We start from the raw sequence: 20,658 nt of genomic DNA on the forward strand, positions 1-20,658 counted from the left end.
CTTCTGGCAGGGGATGACATGGTGACAGCACTGTTTGCGCCGGTCGTCGGCGAAAAGCCGTCAGCCTGTCTCAAGACGAGGGGGGCGGCGCCGATATTTTTTGCCGGTCATCCTGCCATTTCGCCGCCAGTGCGGTCAGCGCCGGAACGGACAGGTTGTCCAGCCGCAAGTGCTGCGCCTCGGCCAGATTCGCATAGTGACGATCCGTCGAACGGCCATACAGCGGATCGTAATGCTCGACCAGCAGCGCCTCGACCAGTGCCGGGAAAGCGCCGGCCTTGATCAGCGCTTCCCACTGCGCCAGTTTTTCCCGGCCGTGCAACTCGCGCAACTGACCGAGCCGCGCCATCAGCGGCGCCGGCTGGCGCAGGAAGTAGTCGTAATCCTCCAGCAGGAAGCGGACCCGCTCGCCGAGCGGCACCTCCAGACACAGACAGTCCCCCTGATGCATCGCATCGATCAGGCTGCCCGGCACGGTCAGACGGCCGATCCGGCGCGACTCGGCCTCGATATGGACCGGCCTGGCCGGGTCGAGTGCGGACAGCGCCAGCCACAGCAGACTCTCGAAACGCTTCTGCGACGGTTGCGGTTCGTCCGGCAACGCCCCCAGCACCGATCCGCGATGGCAGGCCAGCCGTTCGAGGTCGAGCACCTGATGCCCGGCCTCCGCCAGCGCATCGAGCAGCCGGCTCTTGCCCGAGCCGGTCGGCCCGCACAGCACGCGGAACCGGAACCGGGCCGGCGCTTCAGCCAGCGCATCCATTACCTGCTTGCGGTACTGCTTGTAGCCGCCTTCCAGTTGCCGCGCGCCCCAGCCAACCTGCTGCAGGATCAGCGTCATCGCACCCGAACGCTGTCCGCCGCGCCAGCAGCAGACCAGCGGGCGCCAGCTCTTGGGCCGGTCGTGGAAACGGGCATCAAGGTGATGGGCGATATTGCGCGCGACCAGCGCAGCCCCCACCTTGCGCGCTTCGAAGGGCGATGCCTGTTTGTACAGCGTGCCGACGACGACGCGCTCGTCGTCGGACAGCACCGGACAATTGATGGCACCGGGAATATGATCGTCGGCGAACTCCGCCGGCGTGCGCACGTCGATGACCTCATCGAATTCGTCGCGCTGTGCTATGGTCGCGGGCGGCAAGAAACGCATGATAAAGGGCAGTAAAAATGAGTGATGTCAGACTGACGCAATTGTCTCACGGTGGCGGCTGCGGCTGTAAAATCGCGCCCGCCGTTCTGGAAACCATCCTCGCCGGCGTACGGCCGTCGCTGCCCTTCCCCGACCTGCTGGTCGGCATCGACACCTCGGACGATGCCGCGGTCTACCGCATCAACGACAGCCAGGCCATTGTCGCCACCACCGATTTTTTCATGCCGATCGTCGACGACGCGTTCGATTTCGGCCGCATCGCCGCCACCAATGCGCTGTCGGACATCTATGCCATGGGTGGCAAACCACTGTTTGCCCTGGCCATTGTCGGCATGCCGGTCAATGTGCTGCCGCCGGAAACCATCCGCCGCATCCTCGACGGAGGCCAGTCGGTCTGCGCGGCGGCCGGCATCCCGATCGCCGGCGGTCACTCGATCGACAGCCCGGAACCGATCTACGGTCTGGTCGGCATCGGCATTATCGACCCGCGCCGGATCAAGACCAATGCCGGCGCCCGCGCCGGTGACCGGCTGATCCTCGGCAAGGGACTGGGAGTCGGCATCCTGGCCCAGGCCATGAAAAAGGGACTGCTCGACGACGCCGGCTACGCCGCGCTGATCGGCAGCACTACCCGGCTGAACACGGTCGGCACCGAACTGGCCGAACTCGACGAGGTGCATGCGCTGACCGACGTCACCGGCTTCGGCCTTGCCGGCCACCTGCTGGAAGTCTGCCGCGGCGCCGGCCTGACCGGCATGATCGACATCGACCGGGTGCCGGTCATCCGCGAAGCGCTTGGCTTTGCCGAACAGGGCATCGGCCCGGGCGCCATCGAACGCAACTGGGCCAGTTTCGGCGATGGCGTGCGCTTCGCCCACGACGTGCCGGCCTGGAAACAGCGGCTGCTGGCCGATCCGCAGACCAGCGGCGGCCTGCTGGTCGCCGTGGCGCCGGAAGCGGCCGATGCCGTTCTGGCCCGTTTCCATGCTGCCGGCTTCGATTACGCGGCAGACATCGGCGAGCTGGCCCACGGTCACGCCGGCGTCGTCGTGCGCTGACCTTACCAGCCGGGGCATGCCGGTCGGCATTGGCGAGCAGATTGCGCAACGCAACCCGCAGTGGCTGCTGGTCGGCGACGCTGATCGCATCGTGCCGCGCCAGGTGGCCGATGCCTACGCCGACGGTTTTCCCGCCGGCCGGCAACCGGCAGTGCGTGCGTTTCCGACCTGCACCACTCGTGCTGCTGGGCGGAAATCTGGACCGCGCTGCCGGCCAGGCGCCCCTAGCTGCGGGTCCGGGGGCGTTTGCTGCCGCCCGGCTTCATGGCCTTGACCTCGACCTCCACCGGACGGACCGGCTCCGCATCCAGCACCGGCGGCGTCGTTGCCTCCGCCTTCTTGCCGCGTGCGGCGCGCGGCGGCGCCGGCAACTGCCGCGCGGCAATGACTTTCTGCATGCGGCGGCGGATCTCGTCCGAATCCATCCAGATGTCGGCGCCACGCATGATCGCCTCCAGTTCCTCGCTGGACAGGAACGGGTAGCACAGCCGGTGCATGACCTTGTCGAACCACTTGCCATGCGCAATCACTTGCGCGTGCTGCTCGTTGCCCTTGCCGATCAGGCTGCCGGAGTAGTTGTGGAACATCAGCTGGCAGTTGTCGTGCACGATCAGCTCGTCGCCGGCGAGAAAGATCAGCGAACCCATCGAGTAGGCGCGCGCTTCCAGCACGGTGATGACCTTGGCCTTGCAGGCCTGGATGTTGTTGATGATCTGCAACCCGGTGTCGAAAATCCCGCCGGGGGTATTCAGGTGCAGGAAGATCACGTCGTATTCGCTGGCAGTCGACAGCGCGTTCAGCAGATCGGTATAGGCGATCGCCGGACCGATCTCGCCGGACAGATAGAAGGAGATTTGCCGGGCGACCACCTGACTGTCGTAGCGGCGGAAATAGGGTACCGGAACCGGGACGACCTCCTCGTCCTCGTCATTGCCCTCGTTGCGCATGCCCGCGGGTATCGAATGCCTGCTCATCATTGCCCCCTTCTTCTTGTCATGCCGGCCACCGGGGCGGCCGGCTTTGCTACACTCCACGGCTTAGACACTGACTCTTCCTACGGAATTCTGCATGGCCCAATATGTAATGTCGATGCTCCGCGTGAGCAAGATCGTCCCCCCCAAGCGTCAGATCATCAAGGACATCTCCCTGAGTTTCTTCCCCGGTGCCAAGATCGGCCTGCTGGGGCTGAACGGCGCGGGCAAATCCACCGTGCTGAAAATCATGGCCGGTGTCGACAAGGAGTATGACGGCGAAGTCCAGCACCTGGCCGGCGTAAAGATCGGCTATCTGGCGCAGGAGCCGCTGCTCGACAATGACGCCACCGTGCGCGAGGAAGTCGAAGCCGGCATGGGCGACGTCATGGACGCGCAAAAGCGGCTGGAAGAAGTCTATGCCGCCTACGCCGAGCCGGATGCCGACTTCGATGCACTGGCCGAGGAGCAGGCGCGGCTCGAGGCGATCATTTCCGCCGGCGCCGGCGACAACACCTCGCTGCAGCTGGAACTGGCCGCCGATGCGCTGCGCCTGCCGGCATGGGATGCCCGCATCGGTCAGCTGTCCGGTGGTGAAAAGCGCCGCGTGGCACTGTGCAAGCTGCTGCTGTCCAAGCCGGACATGCTGCTGCTCGACGAACCAACCAACCACCTCGATGCCGAATCGGTCGAATGGCTGGAGCAGTTCCTGGTGCGCTTCCCCGGCACCGTGGTCGCCGTTACCCACGATCGCTACTTCCTCGACAACGCCGCCGAATGGATCCTGGAACTCGACCGCGGTCACGGCATCCCGTGGAAAGGCAACTACAGTTCGTGGCTGGAACAGAAGGAACAGCGCCTGGAGCAGGAATCCAGGGGTGAAGCTGCGCGCATGAAGGCCATGAAGCAAGAACTGGAATGGGTGCGGCAGAACCCGAAGGGACGCCAGGCCAAGTCCAAGGCCCGTATCGCCCGCTTCGAGGAACTGTCGTCGTTCGAATACCAGAAGCGCAATGAAACCCAGGAAATCTTCATTCCGGTCGGCGAGCGGCTCGGCAGCGAAGTGATCGAGTTCGACCAGGTGTCGAAGGGCTTCGGCGACCGCCTGCTGATCGACAACCTGAGCTTCAAGGCACCGGCCGGCGCCATCGTCGGCATCATCGGCCCGAACGGCGCCGGCAAATCGACGCTGTTCAAGATGATTGCCGGCCGCGAACAGCCGGACAGCGGCACGGTGAAGATCGGCCAGACCGTGCAGATGGCCTTCGTCGAGCAGAGCCGTGAAGGGCTGGACGACGACAAGACCGTGTTCGAGGACGTGTCCGGTGGCCAGGAACTGGTCAACGTCGGCAAGTTCGAGATGTCGAGCCGTGCCTATCTGGGCCGGTTCAACTTCAAGGGCGGCGACCAGCAGAAGAAGGTCGGCTCGCTGTCCGGCGGCGAACGCGGCCGCCTGCACCTGGCCAAGACGCTGCTGAAGGGCGGCAACGTGCTGCTGCTCGATGAACCGTCCAACGACCTCGACGTCGAAACGCTGCGCGCACTGGAAGACGCGCTGCTGGAATACGCCGGCACCGTGTTCGTGATCTCCCATGACCGCTGGTTCCTCGACCGTATCGCCACCCATATCCTGGCGGCGGAAGGCGATTCGCAGTGGACCTTCTTCGATGGCAACTATCAGGAATACGAAGCCGACAAGAAGAAACGCCTTGGCGACGAAGGCGCGAAGCCGAAGCGCATCCGCTACAAGCCGGTCACGCGCTGATCACGTAGCAGCAGCTTCAACCACAACGCGGGCCTTCGGGCCCGCGTTTGTCGTTTGCGGCGATACGTTCTGCTAGCGGATTACCCCGCAGGCGACACGGGCACCGCCGCCGCCCAGCGCCGCCGGCATGTCGGCGTGATTGTCACCACCGGCATGGATCATCAGCGCATGCCCGGCCAGATCGGACAGTTTCAGCCGTGGCGCCAGCACCGGCTGGGTCGCGCGGCCATCGGCACCGACATACAGCGCCGGCAGGTCTCCGAGATGGCCTTCGCCCCACGGGCCTTCATGCCGGCCGGTTCCGGCCGGATCGAAATGGCCGCCGGCCGCGCCGGCCGGCACCATCTTGCCGTCGATCAGCTTCGGACCGCAGTCCGCACTGGCATGCAGATGGAAGCCATGAACACCGGGCGGCAGGCCGTCCAGGTTCGGCGTGAACACCACACCGTAGGCCGACTGGGTGGCCTGTATCGTGCCGATCTGCCGGACCGGGCCTTTCTGGTCGACCAGCTGCATGTCGACCGGCACCGGTGCCGCAGCCAGTGCGGAACCGGTCAGGCCGGCCATCATCAGCAGAGCGGGCAGTCGTTTGTTCATGGTTTCTCCTCTTGTGGGTAAGGGGCGGTGACGGGGCGCCGTCAGGCCTCTGAATATAGACACGATCGCCGCGGCCTTGTCGTCCGGCTTGCATATCAAATGAGAATCATTATTATTGATGGTATGCAACCCTGTTTTACCGGAGTCCCCATCATGCTGGTTCTTGCCTTCCTGTTCTCGCTGGCTGCCGCGCTGGCGCTCCATGTCGCCTCGCCCACCCAGCAACTGATCGCCCGCCGGCTGCGGGCCGGTCGCCGCTACGCAGGCCTGCTCACCCTGGTGGCGCTGCTGTGTGCGATGCAGGCACTGGGTGCCGCAGCCGGTCTGGTCACGGCGCTGGCCCTGGGTGCTGCCAATCTGTGCATCGTGTCGCTGCTTGCCGCCGAGCGCCGCCGGGCACTGAGCAGCAACAACACCTGATCCGGTCATCGCCTCCAGCCCCGCGCCACCGGCGCGGGCATTTCCGTTTGCGCCCGCCTCCGGGCGCGATTTGCCTTTCCCGTGCATTTCGCCTATGTATACAGGTCCTGCCCCATGAGCCCGGACGGCTCATGGATGTGAGCACAATGATTACAGTGGCATCGCCCGACTGACAGGATCTGTCGGCAAGCACGGCAGTCTGCCTGATTGAATCCTGCCTCTTCCGCCCCCGCCGCCGGGGAGAAACCTTGCTTCGCCCGTCCATTCTTCGCAAGCGGGGTATGCGGACAGTCCGAGGACCTGATTCAGGCCCCATGCCTGCCGGCAAGGGCATTCTCCCGCACGTTGCTGACCGTCCCGCCCGCTTTTGCCGGCATCCTGCCCGCCGCGCCGCCACCCGGGAGGAAAGAACATGTTCATCTTGCTGCATCTCGCCGGAGGCGTGGCGCTGCTGACCTGGGGACTCCACATGGTGGAGTCCGGTTTCATGCGGGCGCTGGGCTCGTCGCTGCGCCGTTTCATGGCCAGCAGCCTCGGCAACCGCTTCAGCGCGCTGTTCGCCGGACTGGCGGTGACCGCCGCCCTGCAGAGCGCCACCGCCACCGGGCTGATCGCCACCTCGTTCGCCGCCCGGCGCATCATGCGCCCGGTGACCGGGCTGGCCATCATGCTTGGCGCCAATATCGGCTCGACCCTGATCGTGCAGGCGTTCTCGCTGAACCTGAGCTGGATCTCGCCTGCCTGTCTGGTTGTCGGCATGGCCATGTTCGAGCGCGGCAAGGGCTCGCAGATGCGCGATTTCGGCCGTGCCATCATCGGTCTCGGCCTGATGCTGCTGGCGCTGGAACTGCTGGTCGACACCATGGCACCGGCCGAGGCGGCCCCGGCCCTGCGCACGGTGCTCGGGGCGCTGGCCGACATGCCGGCACTGAATGCCGCCATCGCCGCGCTGCTGACCTGGGCCGCCCACTCCAGCATTCCGATCGTGCTGTTCGTCATGTCGCTGGCCACCTCGAACGCCATCCCGATGAGCACGGCCATCGCCATGGTGCTGGGCACCAATATCGGCAGCGCGCTGAATCCGTATTTCGCCGGTGCGAAGGGCAATGACAACCTGCGGAAACGCCTGCCGGCCGGCAATCTGCTACTGCGCGGCGGTGTCTGTCTCGTGCTGCTTGCCGTCACCGGCCCGCTGGCCGATGCATTGATGCAGTTGCCGGGTATCCCCGGCCACCGGATCGCCGATTTCCATACCGGGCTCAATATCGCCATTGCGGTGCTGTTTATCGGTCTGCTCGATCCGGTCGCCCGCCTGCTGGAAAAGATCTACCCGCAGAATAATGAAGCGGCTGAAGATCCGGACGCGCCCCGTCATCTGGACTCGTCGGCCATCGGCACGCCGGAAGAGGCGCTGGTCAACGCGACCCGTGAAGCGCTGCACATGGGAGATATCGTCGAGGACATGCTGACCCAGAGCCTGCCCGCGCTGCTGACCGGCGACCGGCGGCTGATTGCCACCATCGCCCGCCGCGATGATGCGGTCGACCGGCTGTACGAACGCATCAAGTTCTATGTAACCGCCGTGACCCGCGACAGTCTGGACCCCGAACAGGGCAGCAAGGCGATGGCCATCATTGCCTTCGTCATCAATATGGAGCACATCGGCGACATCATCGACCGCAACCTGATGGAACTCGCGGCCAAGAAGGCCAAGAACCGGCTGCGCTTCTCCGGCGACGGCGCAACCGAGCTCAGTGCCCTGCACGAACTGGTGCTGGAAAGCTTCCGCCGCGCCATGGCCGCCTTCATGGCCAATGACCTGCACGCGGCCGGCCGGCTGCTGGAAGACAAGGCCCGGGTGCGCGACATTGTCCGCGAGGCCGGTGACAACCACCTGGCACGGCTGCGTGAGGGTCGCAAGGACAGCATTTCGACCAGTTCGCTGCATCTGGACGTGCTGCGCGACTTCAAGCGCATCCATTCGCATATCTGCGCCATCGCCTACCCGGTAATCGAACGCAGCAACGGCCGCGACTGAACGCGGCAGACATCTCTGGAAACAGATTTGTGCCGGATGGACACAGTCTGCTGGCCTTGCTGTTATACATTTCTTTTTGTATGTATATTGGCAAAGCCACTGGCTCATCCACCGGGCCCTGTCTACAACGCAAAGGGACGGCCCGGCTTTCCCGTCCCCGGAGATTTCCATGCGTACCCGTCTCATCAACCGCCCGGCACTGCTCATCGGTCTGGCCCTGGCGTTCGGCAGCATCCTGCCACTGCACGCGCTGGTGGCACCGGCACAGGCCGCTGCCGCACCGACCCTGGCCCCGACCTGGCCGCGCACCCTCAGCGCCGGCGACAGTCACGTCGAGCTGTTCCAGCCGCAGATCGAAAAGTGGGATGGCAATCAGCTGTCCGGCCGCGCGGCGCTGGCCATCAGCAGCAAAAAGGGCGCGCCGTTGTACGGCATCGCCCACTTTCGTGCCAACGCTGCCATCGACAAACCCGGCGGCATCGTCACGCTGACCGGCATCGTTATCGACGACGTGCAGATCCCGACCGCCCAGGACCGGGCGGCCGGCTACCGCACCATGCTGCAGCAGCGTCTGCCCACAGGCGGCATGTCGGTCCCGCTTGACGAGCTGCAGACCAGTTATCTGGTTTCACAGCAGATCGGCAAGGCCGGCAGTGTCGCCGTACGCAATGATCCTCCACATATCATGTTCGCCAGTACGCCCACTTTGCTGGTCCGCATCGATGGCGCGCCGGTACTGCGTCCGGTCTCCGGCGCCAGTGGCTGGCAACGCGTGATCAATACCCGGGCACTGCTGCTGCGCGACGCCAGCGAACGTTATCACCTGAACGCCGCCGGCAGCTGGTACGAGGCGCCGGCGCTGAACGGCAGCTGGGTCGTGACCGGCAAGCCGGCGACGAACCTGCTGGCCGCCGCCCAGGCGGCCGCGAAGGCCGTCAAGCCGGACCCGATGCTGCCGACCAGCGGCAAAAAACCGGCAACGGCACCGGCGGTACTGATCGCCACCGAACCGACCGAGCTGGTCGTCACCGACGGCCAGCCGGCCATGCAGCCGGTCGATGGTGTCAACCTGCTGACTGTCGGCAATGCCGACCATGCGCTGTTTCTCGACCCGGCCAGCAATGACTACTATCTCCTGATTTCCGGGCGCTGGTTTGCCGGCCGTGACCTGGCCGGTCCCTGGCATGCGGTCGCCGGTTCAGCGCTGCCGGCCGACTTCGCCCGCATCCCGGCCGGCAGCCCAAAAGCCAATGTGCTGGTGTCGGTGCCCGGCACCCCGCAAGCGCGCGAAGCCGTCATTGCCGCCTCCATTCCGCAGACCGCCACGGTCTATCGCAACAAGGCCAGCCTGACTGTCAGCTACGACGGCGCGCCGCACTTCATCCCGATCGCCGGCACGAGCCTGCATTACGCGCCGAACAGCGCACTGCCGGTCATCGAGGTCGACAGCCGCCACTACTATGCGCTGTCCAGCGGCATCTGGTTCACGGCGGCCACGCCAACCGGTGCCTGGCGGGTAGCGGACAGCGTACCGGGGGCGATCTACACCATTCCGGTCTCGTCGCCGCTGCACTACGTAACCTATGTCCATGTGTACTCGCACACGCCGCAATACGTGGTCGTCGGCTATACCCCGGGTTATTTCGGCGTGATGGTCGCCCCCGGCGGTACCGTCGTCTACGGCAGCGGCTACAGCTATGCGCCATATACCGGCGAGGTCTGGTACGGCTATCCGGACACGTATGGTTATGGCGCCGGTTTTGCGGTCGGCACCACGGTCGGGTTCGCCTTCGGCTTTGCCGCCGGTGCCTGGTGGGGCGCACCGTCACCGTACTGGGGGCCGTACTGGGGCTGGTGGGGCGGCGGCTATCCAAGCTGGCAATACGTGAATGTCAACCAGACCAATATCTATGGTCGCTGGGGCCAGGGCACCGTCACTCATGTCGACGGCTGGAACGGCTGGACCGGCAACCAGTGGCACGGCACCGCTGCCGCCGGCTTCAACCCGTATACCGGCAGTCACTTCCAGGCCAGCCGGGGTGCAGTCGGCAACGCCTATTCCGGCAACTATGCCGCCGGTCGGCAGGGATCGTTCAGCAGTCCGGCAACCGGGCGCACCGGGGCCGGCCGGCAGGGCATTGCCGGCAACGCCGCAACCGGCAACTATGCGGGAGGCAGCCAGGCCGCCGGCGTCAACCGCCGCACCGGCCGTTTCGGCGCCGAGCAGACCACGGTGACCGGCAATACCGCCAGCGGTGACCGCACCGTGAACAGCAAGGGTTTTGTCGGCAACCGCCGCACCGATTCCGGCGTGGCCTGGAACAACGGCGAGATCTATGCCGGGCATGACAACAATGTTTACCGCCGCAGCCCGGACGGCAGCTGGGAACAGCACACGCCTGACGGCTGGCAGCCAGTGCCGGCCGGCAACAGGGAGACGTCGCGCCTGAACAGCGAGCACCAGGCCAGGCAGGCCGGCAACCAGCGGCTGCAGCAGGCGCCGGCACGACAGTATTTCCAGCCCCCGGAAGGCGGTGCCCGACCCGGTCAGGGTGCCAGCCGACCCGCTAGCGGTTTTTTCCCGCGCGCTGGCGGCGGCTTCCATGGCGGTTTCCGGCGCTGACTGTTGCGGCGGCATCACTTGATGCCGCCGTGAATTGACGCGGCCACTGGCGGTCGTTATATCTCGACGCAATTCTCTTGATTTTGCGTTGAAAAATGGCAAAGGTTGAAATTCCTCCCGACTTCATGGCCATCATGGCAAGCAAAGGCGACGCGGTGCTGGCGCAGCTCGCCCGCCATACGGCAGTCGACGCCAGGGGGCGCTACCTGCACTGGCATGAATTCAGGTGGCGCGTCGCCGGCGGCATCGACAAGGAAGTGGCATGGGCTGCCACCCGGCTGGCGCGCGCCTGCTCGCAACACCGCCTGGATGGCCTGCACAGCGAACAGGGCAACGCGCTGGTCTACGCCATCCCTGCCAGCCTGCAGATCCACCTGCATGCCATCGACCGCCTGTGCGCGCCGTTACTGGAAACCGACGACGATGCTGCAGCTGCCGGTCCCGAGCGCAATCGCTATCTGGTCGATGCACTGACCATGGAGGAAGCCATCACCAGCGCCCAGCTGGAAGGCGCGGCGACCACGCGCAAGATCGCCAAGGCCATGCTGGAAAACGAACGTCTGCCCCGCGATGAGGGCGAGCAGATGGTGTTCAACAATTTCCTGCTGATGAAAGCGGCCAAACGCGCCCGGAATGAGCCGCTGTCAGTGGAGCGGATCTGCCGTCTGCACGACATCGCCACCCGCGACACCGGCAATGCGCACGTCCAGCCCGGCAGGCTGCGTGACCATGACGAGGTTGTCGTGCAGGGGCTGCATGGCGACGTGCTGCACCGGCCGCCTCCAGCCAGTCAGCTTGTTTCCAGGCTGCAGCAGCTGTGTGCGTTCGCCAATACGGCTCACGATGGCCTGGACGGACGCCCGTTCATTCATCCGGCGGTCAAGGCCATCATCCTGCATTTCATGCTGGGTTATGAACACCCGTTTACCGATGGCAATGGCCGCACCGCTCGCGCGCTGTTCTACTGGTTCATGCTCAGGCAGGGCTACTGGCCGTTCGAGTACATCTCCATCAGCGCGCTGCTGAAGGAAGCGCCGGTCCAGTATGGCGAGTCATACCTGTTCTGCGAAACCGACGCGTTCGACCTGACCTACTTCATCGACTTCCAGCTGCGCATCATCCACCGGGCCATTCGTCAGTTCCTCGCCCACCTGCAGCGCAAGCAGCAAGAGCATGCCGAGTTGCTGTGCTGGCTGGACACCCAGGGCATCGCCGACACGCTGAATGCACGACAGGGCCTGCTGCTGCGCAAGGCATTGCGCCATCCGGGCCGGGCCTTCACCGTCAAGGAGGTGAAGCACGATTTCGGCGTTACCGAAAACACTGCGCGCGCCGACCTGCAGAAGCTGGTGTCACTGCAGGCGCTGGTACCGGCCAGGGAAGGCAAGACCATCCGCTACATCGCCCATGTCGATGCCCGCAATCTGCTGCGCCAGACGTAAGCACGGGATGCCGGGTCGCATGACCTGACACCCCGCCGGCGCGGCTACCTGCGACCGCGCGGCTTTCCCGCTGCAGCCGCCTGCCTGCCGCCGCCCGACTTGCCGGCCGGCCGGCCCCCGCCACCACTGCGCGGTTTTGCCGCCACCGGCGGCGCATGGTGATAAGCCCGCTCCTGCCATGCCGGCCCGCTGCGCCCGCCGCCCGGCTGCTGCGACGGCACCAGATGCCAGGGCCCATTGCCGATCAGGTCACCCCGGCCCATGTTCAGCAATGCCTCGCGCAGCAAGGGCCAGTTGTCCGGATCGTGATAGCGCAGAAAGGCTTTGTGCAGCTTGCGCCGGTAACCGTCCTTGATCACATCGACCTTTTCCGAGCTGCGTCCGATCTTTTTCAGCGGATTGCGCCCGGTATGCCACATGGTGGTGGCCAGCGACATTGGCGTCGGCGTGAACGACTGCACCTGATCGGGGCGGAAGCCGTTGTGCTTCAGCCACAGCGCCAGGTTCAGCATGTCGCGATCCGACGTGCCCGGATGCGCGGCAATGAAATACGGCACCAGATACTGTTTCTTGCCCGCCTGCTTCGAGAAGCGCTCGAACAGCTCCTTGAAGCGCTCATAGGTGCCGATGCCCGGCTTCATCATCTTCGACAGCGGACCTTCCTCGGTATGCTCCGGGGCGATCTTCAGCAGCCCGCTGACATGGTGGGTCACGAGCTCCTTGATGTATTCCGGCGAGCGCACCGCCAGGTCGTAGCGCAGGCCGGAGCCGATGGTCACACGCTTGACGCCGGGCAGCGTGCGCACCTTGCGGTACAGCTGGATCAGCGGCCCGTGGTCGGTACCGAGGTTTTCGCAGATGCCCGGATAGACACAGGACAGCCGGCGACAGGACGACTCGATCTTCGGGTCCCTGCACGCCAGCCGGTACATGTTCGCGGTCGGCCCGCCGAGGTCGGTGATATGGCCAGTGAAACCGTGGGTCTTGTCGCGGATATCCTCGATTTCCTTGAGGATGCTTTCCTCGCTGCGACTCTGGATGATGCGTCCCTCGTGTTCGGTGATCGAACAGAAGGTACAGCCACCAAAACAGCCGCGCATGATATTGACCGAAAAACGGATCATGTCCCAGGCAGGGAAGCGCGCATCGCCATAGCTCGGGTGCGGGTTGCGCGCATAGTGCAGCCCGAACACATAGTCCATTTCCTCGGTGGTCAGCGGGATCGGCGGCGGCGAGATCCAGACATCGCGATTGCCATGCTGCTGGATCAGCACGCGGGCGTTGCCCGGGTTCGACTCCAGATGCAGCGTGCGGCTTGCATGCGCATACAGCACCGGATCGTAGGCGACCGCCTCGTAAGCCGGAATGCGCACCGCCGTCCGCGTTCGCGTCGCCTTGCGCGCGGCGACCCGCTCGGCGGCGGACACCAGCCGCACCGGCTGCGGCGCGGACGGATCGCTGGCCGTCGCCTGCCTGTCGCCCTCTTCCGCATACGGGTTCTGGTGCGGCTCGACCCGCCCCGGGGTGTCGACCGTGCTCGAATCGACCACGCTCCAGTCATCGCCGGGCAACCAGCCCTGCGGCACCAGGAAAGCGGCGCCACGCACATCGCGCATGTCGGCCAGCCGCTCGCCACGCCCCGCGCGGTGGGCAACCTCGACCAGTGCGCGTTCGGCATTGCCATACAGCAGAATGTCGGCCTTCGAGTAGATCAGCGCCGACTGGCGTACCTTGTCGCTCCAGTAGTCGTACTGGGCAATGCGACGCAGCGAGGCCTCGATGCCGCCGATCATCACCTGCACGCCCGGATAGGCTTCGCGACAGCGCTGCGCATAAACGGCCACCGCACGGTCGGGCCGGCGGTTGGCCTCGGCATTGGCGGTATACGCATCGTCGGAGCGCGGTTTGCGGTCGGCGGTATAGCGGTTGATCATCGAATCCATATTGCCGGCCGACACGGCAAAGAACAGGTTCGGCTGACCAAGCTGGCGGAACGGCTCGGCCGAATGCCAGTCCGGCTGGGCAATGATGCCGACCCGGAATCCCTGTGCCTCGAGCAGCCGGCCAACCAGCGCCATGCCGAAACTCGGATGATCGATATACCCATCGCCGACCACGACAATGATGTCGCAGCTGTCCCAGCCAAGCGCATCCATTTCCCGACGACTCATCGGCAGAAACGGCGCGGGCTCCGGGCTCTCCGCCCAGTATTTCGGGTAGGAGAAGATCGGCAACGGGGGAACGGAATGCGGGGTCATGGACGGCAGGTTCTACGGCAAGGCGCGCATTGTGCCAGATTTGCCCGCCACCGGCACGAAGTGATTGATTTCATTCGGGATAAACCCTCGTGCCAGCGGGGGTAAGGCGCGGCTCGACACACCATGCAGCCGGCATGGCCATGGCCGGACTGATGCCACTGTCAGGCGACGGGGCTAATGCCCGCCCGCATTCGAGAAGACGTTCATGATGACCACCCCGGACAGGATCAGCCCCATGCCGAGCAGGGCCGGCATGTCGAGCTTCTGGCCGAAGACCAGCCACCCGGCCAGCGCCACGATGACAATGCCGACGCCGGACCAGATCGCATAGGCAATGCCGACCGGTATGGTGCGCAAGGTCAGCGAAAGCAGATAAAAAGCCGCGCTGTAGCCGACGACGACCAGCAGCGACGGCCACAGCCTTGAAAAGCCGTCGCTGGATTTCAATGCCGATGTGGCAATGGTTTCACAGACGATGGCAAGCAGCAGAAACACCCAGTTCTTCACGACGACTCCCGACAGCAAGCGGCAGATTCTGCAGCCACATCCGGCAATTCGCCAGTCTTGTCAGTCACCGCGAAATCTGCGCACGGCGGGCCTTGCTGCCGTCGGTCAGACTGCCTTGTTGCGCAGGCTCAGCAGGCTGAACCCCAGCGCCACAAACAGCCCGCCCGAGATCCGGTTGAACAGGCGGACGCGCGATGCACTGGCGAACTGCTGCTTCAGCGCCCGGCCAAGCAGCACATAGACCGCATGGGCCAGCACCGCGCAGCAGGCAAAAGTGCCGGTCAGGACAAAAAACTGGGTCAGGACCGGCGCTTCCCGGGTCAGGAACTGCGGGAACAGCGCGGAGAAGAACAGAATGCCCTTCGGATTGGTCAGCGCAACGGTCATGCCATGGCCGAACAGCCGCCAGTCCGCGCCGGCGCTGGCCGGTGCCTGCGTGCTGGCCATTTCCGAAAACAGGCTCACCTTGCTGCGCCACTGGCGAATGCCCAGGTAGACCAGATAGGCGGCGCCGCCAAGCTTCAGGGCGGTAAAGGCCACGGCCGAAGTCGCCAGCACCACCCCCATGCCCGCCATCGCCACGGCAGACACCAGAAACAGGCCGGCGGCATTGCCCAGCGAACTGATCATCGCCCGGCGCGGGCCGACCGACACCGAATTCGAAATGGCCATCAGCACGGCCGGGCCGGGAGTAAAGGTCACCAGCAGCGCGACGCTGCAGAAGATCAGCCAGTTGGAAAGGTGCACGTTCAATGTCCTGGACAGGGTGGAATGGCCACAGTCTATTGCGATTCGGTTTTCCGCGCCGCCCCGGATCGAATCCAGGCGCCTATTTTCCGCCTGCTTCGCGCAAATGCAGCGTGACCGCCAGCCCGCCGTCGGCCGAACGGGCAAACGACACCCGCCCGCCGCACAGCTCGACAATGCGCGACACGATGGACAGACCGATGCCCGCGCCCGGCATGCTCTGTCCCGGCGGCCGGAAGAACCGTTCGCCGAGCCGCACCATCACTGCCGGGTCGACCCCCGGCCCGTCATCGCTGACCGTCAGCCGTGTGCCGTCAATATCGATCCACACCTTGCCATCGGGCCGGCCGTAGCGTCGTGCATTATCGACCAGATTGCGCACCGCCAGCGCCAGCCAGTCACAGCGTCCCCAGACCGGCAATGGCGTGCCGACCCGCCGCTCGACCCGTTCGCCACCATGGCGCTCGTATTCGTCCACACAGGCGGCCAGATCGATGATTTCCAGTGACGGATGGGTATCGTGGTCGAGCCGGGCCAGTTCCAGCAACTGGGCGACCAGCCGGCCGGCATTGGCCGTGGCCGAACGGGCATTGGCCAGCGCCCGCACCCGCGCCTCGTCGCGCGAGGTGCTGGCCGCCAGATCGAGGCTGGCCTGGATACCGGCCAGCGGCGTACGCAATTCGTGCGCGGCATCGGCGACAAAGCGCCGTTCACGCTCGATCCGGGCCGCCAGCGCATGCTGGTGCCGGTTCAGCGCCTCGCGCAACGGCAGCGCCTCGCGAGGCACCGCGGTCGCAAACGGCGACAGGTCGTCGGCCGGCCGCGACTGTACCTCGCGGGCAAAGGCGTTCAACGGCTGCAGGCCGCGCCACACCCCCCACAGCGTCCACGGAATCAGCAGCCCGAATGCCAGCAGCAGCGGGACCAGGATATCGTCGGCCACTTCCAGCGCCAGCTCGGTCTCCACCGCATGCGGCACGCCGACCACGACCAGCCGGGTGCCGACCCGCTCACCGTACAGCATCCAGTCATGGTCATCGAGGCGGATGGTATGGCTGCCGAGCAGCGGCGGCAGCGGCAGGGACGGCCCCTGCGAATCGAGCAGGCCGCCATCGGCGCCGTAAACCGCATACCCGCTGTCGGGCCGCTTGATCTTCTTGTGCTCGCGCTTGTGCGAATCGCGATCCAGATGCAGCTCGATCGCATCGGCATGCTGGATGTCGTACAACTGCGTGGCACGCCGCAGTTCGCCCTTCAGCAGATCGCGGACCTCGTGCCGGACCTGGACTGTCACCGTCACCATCACCACGGCGCCGGCAACGACAATGCCGACCGCCAGCCGCAGACAGACCCGCAGCAGCAGTGAATGGCGCCACCCCGTCAGCCAGCGGATCATGCCAGCCGCCAGCCGAGGCCACGCTCGTTGACGATGCGCCCCTCACCGAGTTTGCGCCGCAGCCGGGACAGGTGAACGGCAAACGGATTGCTGCTGTGCTCGGGCATGTCGTCGTAGATATGCTGCTCCAGATGGGACTGCGACAGGGTCGCCCCGCGATGGGTGACAAAAGCATGCAGCATGCGCAGCTCGACCCCGGTCAGTTCCAGTGGCTCGCCGCCCAGCCACGCCTGGCTGGCGTCGCAGGCCACTTCGATATCGCCCCAGCGATCGCGCTCCACCGTCACCGGCGCAATCCGCCGCTGCAGCGCCCGGACCCGGGCCAGCAGCTCGGCCAGGTCGAACGGTTTGACCAGGTAGTCGTCCGCGCCGAGGTTCAGCCCTTCGATGCGGTTCTCCACGCTGTCGCGCGCGGTCAGCACCAGTACCGGCAGTTCGCTGCCGTGTGCGCGCAGCCAGGCCAGCAGCGCGGTGCCGTCCAGCCCTGGCAGACCAAGGTCGAGAATCACCAGTGCCGGCTCCGGCCCGGCAGCGAGACGATCGCGCGCGGCCAGCCCGTCGGCAATCCACTCCGCCTCGAAACCGGCGTCAGCCATGGCGTCGGACAGGGTTTCGCCAAGGATGCGGTCATCCTCGACGATCAGGCAGCGGGGCAGTCGGTCGGTATCCATCGGCATGGCATCCTGGCAAGGCAATACGGTGGCAGTAAATCCGGAGCGGTTTAATCCAGCCTGAAGCTGGCGCCATTATCGGCCAGCGCGCGCCGGGGCGAAACGGCACCGGCGCATTCCTCCATGCAGCCGGAATCGCCACGGGCATACAATGGCGGCTGCCTATTTTTCCTCCCCCGTCCATGATCCGGCCTATCCCCCTTCTGTCCCTGCTGGTTGCCGCTGCCCTCGCCGGCTGCGCCACCCAGACTCCGGCTCCCGTCGCCCCGGCCCCGACCGCCAGGCCGGCCGAGCCCGTCACCCCGGAAGTGCTGTTCCCGGAACCGGCCCCCGAGCCGGTCCCGGAACCGGCCACACCGACACCGCCGGTCACCGCACCAGCCGGCACGCCGCACCCGACCGGCATGCCGGCCTTCCCGGCCTATCCGAACGAAGCGGCGGCCCGTGCCGCCGTGCAGCGTCTGCTGCCCGGCAATGTGCGCGATCGCGCCGGCTGGACCAACGATATCGTCAATGCCTTCAGCGCCCTGCACCTGTCCTATCGCGCCGACAACTTCTGCGCCGTGATGGCAATCATCGAGCAGGAATCGCTGTGGCAGGCTGACCGGGCGATTCCGGGCCTGAACCAGATGGTGTGGAAGGAAATCGAGACCCGGCGGCAGAAATACCTGATTCCGAAGCTGGTGCTGGACGCCGCGCTGCTGAAACATTCGCCGAACGGGCGCAGCTACAAGGACCGCATCGACTCGCTGCGCACCGAACGCGAAATGAACGACCTGTTCGGCGACATGATCGACGAACTGCCGTACGGCAAGACGCTGCTGGCCGGCAAGAACCCGATCCGCACCGGAGGGCCGATGCAGGTCAGCGTCGCCTTTGCCGAGCAGCAGGCGAAATACCGTCCGTATCCGTACCCGAAGAAGGGCACGATCCGCGACGAAGTGTTTACCCGTCGTGGCGGCATCTATTTCGGCACCTCGATCCTGCTCGACTACCCGGCGCCGTACTCGCAGATGCGCTATCGCTTCGCCGACTTCAACGCCGGCCGCTACGCCAGCCGCAATGCCGCCTTCCAGCAGGCAGTCGCCCGGCTCAGCGGTCGCAGGCTGTCGGCCGACGGCGATATCCTCAGTTACGACGGCGGCTCGGCCGGTGCCAGCGACACCCAGGCAGCCGTCCTGTCGCTGGCTGGCCGGCTCGGTCTGTCAGCGGGCGAGATCCAGCGCGATCTGAAGCTGGAGAAGGTCGGCCCGTTCGCCGGTACCCCGACCTACCAGCGCCTGTTCGCACTGGCCGACCGCCAGTACGGCCACCAGCCGCGCGAAACGCTGCCGCAGATCCAGCTGACCGGTCCGAAGATCCAGCGCAAGATCACCACCGCCTGGTTTGCCGACCGGGTCGAAGGGCGCTATCGCAGTTGCCTTGCACGGCGATAGCCACACTCAGGCACCGGTCCGGTCCCTGTCTGCGCGCAGGCTGGCGGTAAAAGCCTGCGCATCGGGAAAGAACGCCAGGAAATCGGTCTCGAAGCCGGCATAGTCGTCCAGCAGTTCAAGACCGCCGCCGGCCAGCGGATTGGCCCGCCGCAGCCGGTGCTGCGACATCCGGTCCAGCGCGGTGGCAATCGCGCGCGGATCGCGATAGCTGGCCAGCCAGTCCTGGGCGGCCATGCACGGCGCGACATCGCCGAACGAGGCCGGCAACTCGCCGGCGCGCTCGGCGACCAGCCCGTAAACGCTTCGGGTGTAGACGCGCAGCGGTTCATCGCGATAACGCGCCCAGTGCACGGCAAGGAAATGGTCATAGAACATGTCGACCATCACCCCGGCATAGCGGCGACGCAGGGTGCTGACCCGCTCGCGGCTCTGCCGGAATGCCGGGTGCGCATCCGCGTAGAGGTCGATCGCACGGTGCAGGCGTACCCCGGCAGCCAGGTCGGCCGGCAGCGAGCCCGGCAGCACGCCCTTGACGAAATCACCGGCCAGCCCGCCCAGCCGGTCGGCCGGGTCGTCGCCGGCCAGTACCAGGTGCGCCAGATAGTTCATGCCCTTCCCCCTGCGTTCGTTGCCGGCAAGGCCCGCGCCGTGGCGCGGACCAGATTCCAGATGACCTCGGCCGCCAGTGACAGCGAGCGGTTGTGACGTCTGGCCAGCATGATCTGCCGCGTGACCTGCGGCAACAGCGGCAAGGCCAGCAGCCCGGCATTGTCCGGCAGCGGCAGGGCCAGCGCCGGCATCACCGAAATGCCGATGCCCGCCTCGACCAGCCGGAACACCGTGGTCGCGTGCCCGACCTCCTGCGCGATCTCGCAGACAATTTTCCGTTCGGCCAGCACCCGGTCGATCAGTGGCCGGCTGCCGGAGTGACAATCGAGCAGCACCAGCCGTTCGCCGGCCAGCGCCTCCCAGCGTACCGCGTGCTGGCCGGCCAGCCGGTGACCGCGCGGGCAGATCAGGCAGAACGGATCGGTCAGTACTGTCTCCAGTTCCAGTTCGTCATGCCGGATCGGATCGACAATCACGGCAAAGTCCACCTCGCCATCACGCACCGCCTCCAGCACCTGCCGCTGTGCCAGATCGTGCAGCACCAGCCGGACTTGCGGGTATTGCCGGTTCGATTCGGCAATGACCGTCGGCATCAGGCTGGCGGAAATCGTCGGTGCGCAGGCGACCTGCACCCGGCCGCTGCGCTGTGCGCTGCGGCTGCGCGCCGTCAGCAGCAGGGTGTCGAGTTCCCCCAGCAGCCGTTCCAGCTCACCGGCCAGCACCCGGCCTTCCGGCGTGGTTTCGACATCGCGCGTGGTGCGATCCACCAGGCGGACCGCCAGTTCGGCCTCCAGCTCACGCAGGCAGCGGCTGACTGCCGACTGGGTCAGACCGATTTCGGCACCGGCACGGCCAAAGCCACGATGGCGGACGACGGCCAGAAATACGCGCAGCTGGCGCAAGGTAATGTTCATGCGTGAAATTCATCAATGCATCTGATAAATGAATTTGTATCCTATTCGGTTTCGCG

Annotated in this window: 17 protein-coding genes; 7 read left to right on the plus strand and 10 right to left on the minus strand. The window is 65.7% G+C overall.

The annotated features are described in order from the left end of the window. Positions 1-70 precede the first annotated feature (70 nt). Positions 71-1,150 carry a tRNA 2-selenouridine(34) synthase MnmH gene (gene mnmH / locus DFO50_RS07475; RefSeq protein ID WP_051528697.1) on the minus strand — a complete coding sequence of 360 codons (1,080 nt, stop codon included), beginning with the start codon at positions 1,148-1,150 and terminating at the stop codon, positions 71-73. Positions 1,151-1,167: 17 nt separating this feature from the next. On the opposite strand from mnmH, the gene selD reads away from it, so the two are divergent. Beyond that, positions 1,168-2,208: a selenide, water dikinase SelD gene (gene selD, locus DFO50_RS07480; protein ID WP_107888619.1), complete on the plus strand. Its 1,041-nt coding sequence runs from the start codon at positions 1,168-1,170 to the stop codon at positions 2,206-2,208. Positions 2,209-2,432: 224 nt separating this feature from the next. Here the strand turns inward: selD and DFO50_RS07485 are convergent, their stop codons facing one another. Further along, a complete protein-coding gene (locus tag DFO50_RS07485; RefSeq protein ID WP_233495208.1) occupies positions 2,433-3,185 on the minus strand; it encodes an ATP-dependent Clp protease proteolytic subunit in 753 nt (250 codons plus the stop codon). A 91-nt stretch (positions 3,186-3,276) separates the two neighbouring features. Here DFO50_RS07485 and ettA point away from each other — a divergent pair, with 91 nt between their 5' ends. Further along, positions 3,277-4,944, plus strand: coding sequence for an energy-dependent translational throttle protein EttA (gene ettA / locus DFO50_RS07490; protein ID WP_112692274.1), 1,668 nt, complete (start codon positions 3,277-3,279; stop codon positions 4,942-4,944). Between the two features lie 72 nt (positions 4,945-5,016). On the opposite strand, the gene sodC is transcribed toward ettA, so the two are convergent. After that, positions 5,017-5,541, minus strand: a complete 525-nt coding sequence (sodC, locus tag DFO50_RS07495; RefSeq protein ID WP_028498410.1) for a superoxide dismutase family protein — start codon at positions 5,539-5,541, stop codon at positions 5,017-5,019. Between the two features lie 153 nt (positions 5,542-5,694). Between sodC and DFO50_RS07500 the strand changes: the two genes are divergently transcribed. The 4 genes from DFO50_RS07500 (at position 5,695) to DFO50_RS07515 (ending at position 12,064) form a co-directional block, all read left to right on the plus strand. Then, entirely contained in the window at positions 5,695-5,961 is a 267-nt protein-coding gene (locus DFO50_RS07500) for a hypothetical protein (RefSeq protein ID WP_028498411.1), read from the plus strand. A 412-nt stretch (positions 5,962-6,373) separates the two neighbouring features. Then, positions 6,374-7,999 (plus strand): Na/Pi cotransporter family protein, encoded by a 1,626-nt coding sequence (locus DFO50_RS07505; protein ID WP_107888622.1) that lies wholly within the window; start codon positions 6,374-6,376, stop codon positions 7,997-7,999. A gap of 169 nt (positions 8,000-8,168) precedes the next feature. Beyond that, the gene (locus tag DFO50_RS07510) at positions 8,169-10,622 is read left to right on the plus strand and encodes a carbohydrate-binding family V/XII (RefSeq protein ID WP_112692275.1); all 2,454 of its coding nucleotides are present in this window, start codon (positions 8,169-8,171) and stop codon (positions 10,620-10,622) included. Between the two features lie 95 nt (positions 10,623-10,717). Further along, positions 10,718-12,064 carry a Fic family protein gene (locus DFO50_RS07515; protein ID WP_112692276.1) on the plus strand — a complete coding sequence of 449 codons (1,347 nt, stop codon included), beginning with the start codon at positions 10,718-10,720 and terminating at the stop codon, positions 12,062-12,064. 44 nt (positions 12,065-12,108) lie between these two features. Here DFO50_RS07515 and DFO50_RS07520 read toward each other — a convergent pair whose 3' ends face one another. The 5 genes from DFO50_RS07520 to DFO50_RS07540 form a co-directional block, all read right to left on the minus strand. Further along, positions 12,109-14,322, minus strand: coding sequence for a YgiQ family radical SAM protein (locus DFO50_RS07520; RefSeq protein ID WP_112692277.1), 2,214 nt, complete (start codon positions 14,320-14,322; stop codon positions 12,109-12,111). A 174-nt stretch (positions 14,323-14,496) separates the two neighbouring features. Then, complete coding sequence (locus DFO50_RS07525; protein ID WP_028498415.1) at positions 14,497-14,829, minus strand: multidrug efflux SMR transporter; 333 nt, start codon at positions 14,827-14,829, stop codon at positions 14,497-14,499. A 105-nt stretch (positions 14,830-14,934) separates the two neighbouring features. Then, a complete protein-coding gene (locus DFO50_RS07530; RefSeq protein WP_028498416.1) occupies positions 14,935-15,576 on the minus strand; it encodes a LysE family translocator in 642 nt (213 codons plus the stop codon). A gap of 82 nt (positions 15,577-15,658) precedes the next feature. Next, positions 15,659-16,972 (minus strand): ATP-binding protein, encoded by a 1,314-nt coding sequence (locus DFO50_RS07535; protein ID WP_112692278.1) that lies wholly within the window; start codon positions 16,970-16,972, stop codon positions 15,659-15,661. Beyond that, a complete protein-coding gene (locus tag DFO50_RS07540) occupies positions 16,969-17,643 on the minus strand; it encodes a response regulator transcription factor (RefSeq protein ID WP_036385281.1) in 675 nt (224 codons plus the stop codon). The genes DFO50_RS07535 and DFO50_RS07540 overlap by 4 nt, the downstream gene beginning before the upstream one ends. 182 nt (positions 17,644-17,825) lie before the next feature. Between DFO50_RS07540 and DFO50_RS07545 the strand changes: the two genes are divergently transcribed. Beyond that, positions 17,826-19,079, plus strand: a complete 1,254-nt coding sequence (locus DFO50_RS07545; RefSeq protein ID WP_112692279.1) for a DUF1615 domain-containing protein — start codon at positions 17,826-17,828, stop codon at positions 19,077-19,079. A 6-nt stretch (positions 19,080-19,085) separates the two neighbouring features. Here DFO50_RS07545 and DFO50_RS07550 read toward each other — a convergent pair whose 3' ends face one another. Next, positions 19,086-19,688 carry an ACP phosphodiesterase gene (locus tag DFO50_RS07550; protein WP_107888626.1) on the minus strand — a complete coding sequence of 201 codons (603 nt, stop codon included), beginning with the start codon at positions 19,686-19,688 and terminating at the stop codon, positions 19,086-19,088. After that, on the minus strand, positions 19,685-20,602 hold the full coding sequence (locus DFO50_RS07555) for a LysR family transcriptional regulator (RefSeq protein WP_028498420.1): 918 nt from the start codon (positions 20,600-20,602) through the stop codon (positions 19,685-19,687). Before DFO50_RS07555 ends, DFO50_RS07550 begins: the two co-directional genes overlap by 4 nt. Positions 20,603-20,658 lie beyond the last annotated feature (56 nt).

It is taken from the genome of Microvirgula sp. AG722 (genome assembly GCF_003269145.1).
Taxonomy (GTDB): Bacteria; Pseudomonadota; Gammaproteobacteria; order Burkholderiales; family Aquaspirillaceae; genus Microvirgula; species Microvirgula aerodenitrificans.

Coding starts and splice junctions, on each gene's coding strand:
- mnmH (WP_051528697.1), bottom strand. CDS start 1,150: ATGCGTTTCTTGCCGCCCGCGACCATAGCACAGCGCGACGAATTCGAT.
- selD (WP_107888619.1), top strand. CDS start 1,168: ATGAGTGATGTCAGACTGACGCAATTGTCTCACGGTGGCGGCTGCGGC.
- DFO50_RS07485 (WP_233495208.1), bottom strand. CDS start 3,185: ATGATGAGCAGGCATTCGATACCCGCGGGCATGCGCAACGAGGGCAAT.
- ettA (WP_112692274.1), top strand. CDS start 3,277: ATGGCCCAATATGTAATGTCGATGCTCCGCGTGAGCAAGATCGTCCCC.
- sodC (WP_028498410.1), bottom strand. CDS start 5,541: ATGAACAAACGACTGCCCGCTCTGCTGATGATGGCCGGCCTGACCGGT.
- DFO50_RS07500 (WP_028498411.1), top strand. CDS start 5,695: ATGCTGGTTCTTGCCTTCCTGTTCTCGCTGGCTGCCGCGCTGGCGCTC.
- DFO50_RS07505 (WP_107888622.1), top strand. CDS start 6,374: ATGTTCATCTTGCTGCATCTCGCCGGAGGCGTGGCGCTGCTGACCTGG.
- DFO50_RS07510 (WP_112692275.1), top strand. CDS start 8,169: ATGCGTACCCGTCTCATCAACCGCCCGGCACTGCTCATCGGTCTGGCC.
- DFO50_RS07515 (WP_112692276.1), top strand. CDS start 10,718: ATGGCAAAGGTTGAAATTCCTCCCGACTTCATGGCCATCATGGCAAGC.
- DFO50_RS07520 (WP_112692277.1), bottom strand. CDS start 14,322: ATGACCCCGCATTCCGTTCCCCCGTTGCCGATCTTCTCCTACCCGAAA.
- DFO50_RS07535 (WP_112692278.1), bottom strand. CDS start 16,972: ATGATCCGCTGGCTGACGGGGTGGCGCCATTCACTGCTGCTGCGGGTC.
- DFO50_RS07540 (WP_036385281.1), bottom strand. CDS start 17,643: ATGGATACCGACCGACTGCCCCGCTGCCTGATCGTCGAGGATGACCGC.
- DFO50_RS07545 (WP_112692279.1), top strand. CDS start 17,826: ATGATCCGGCCTATCCCCCTTCTGTCCCTGCTGGTTGCCGCTGCCCTC.
- DFO50_RS07550 (WP_107888626.1), bottom strand. CDS start 19,688: ATGAACTATCTGGCGCACCTGGTACTGGCCGGCGACGACCCGGCCGAC.
- DFO50_RS07555 (WP_028498420.1), bottom strand. CDS start 20,602: ATGAACATTACCTTGCGCCAGCTGCGCGTATTTCTGGCCGTCGTCCGC.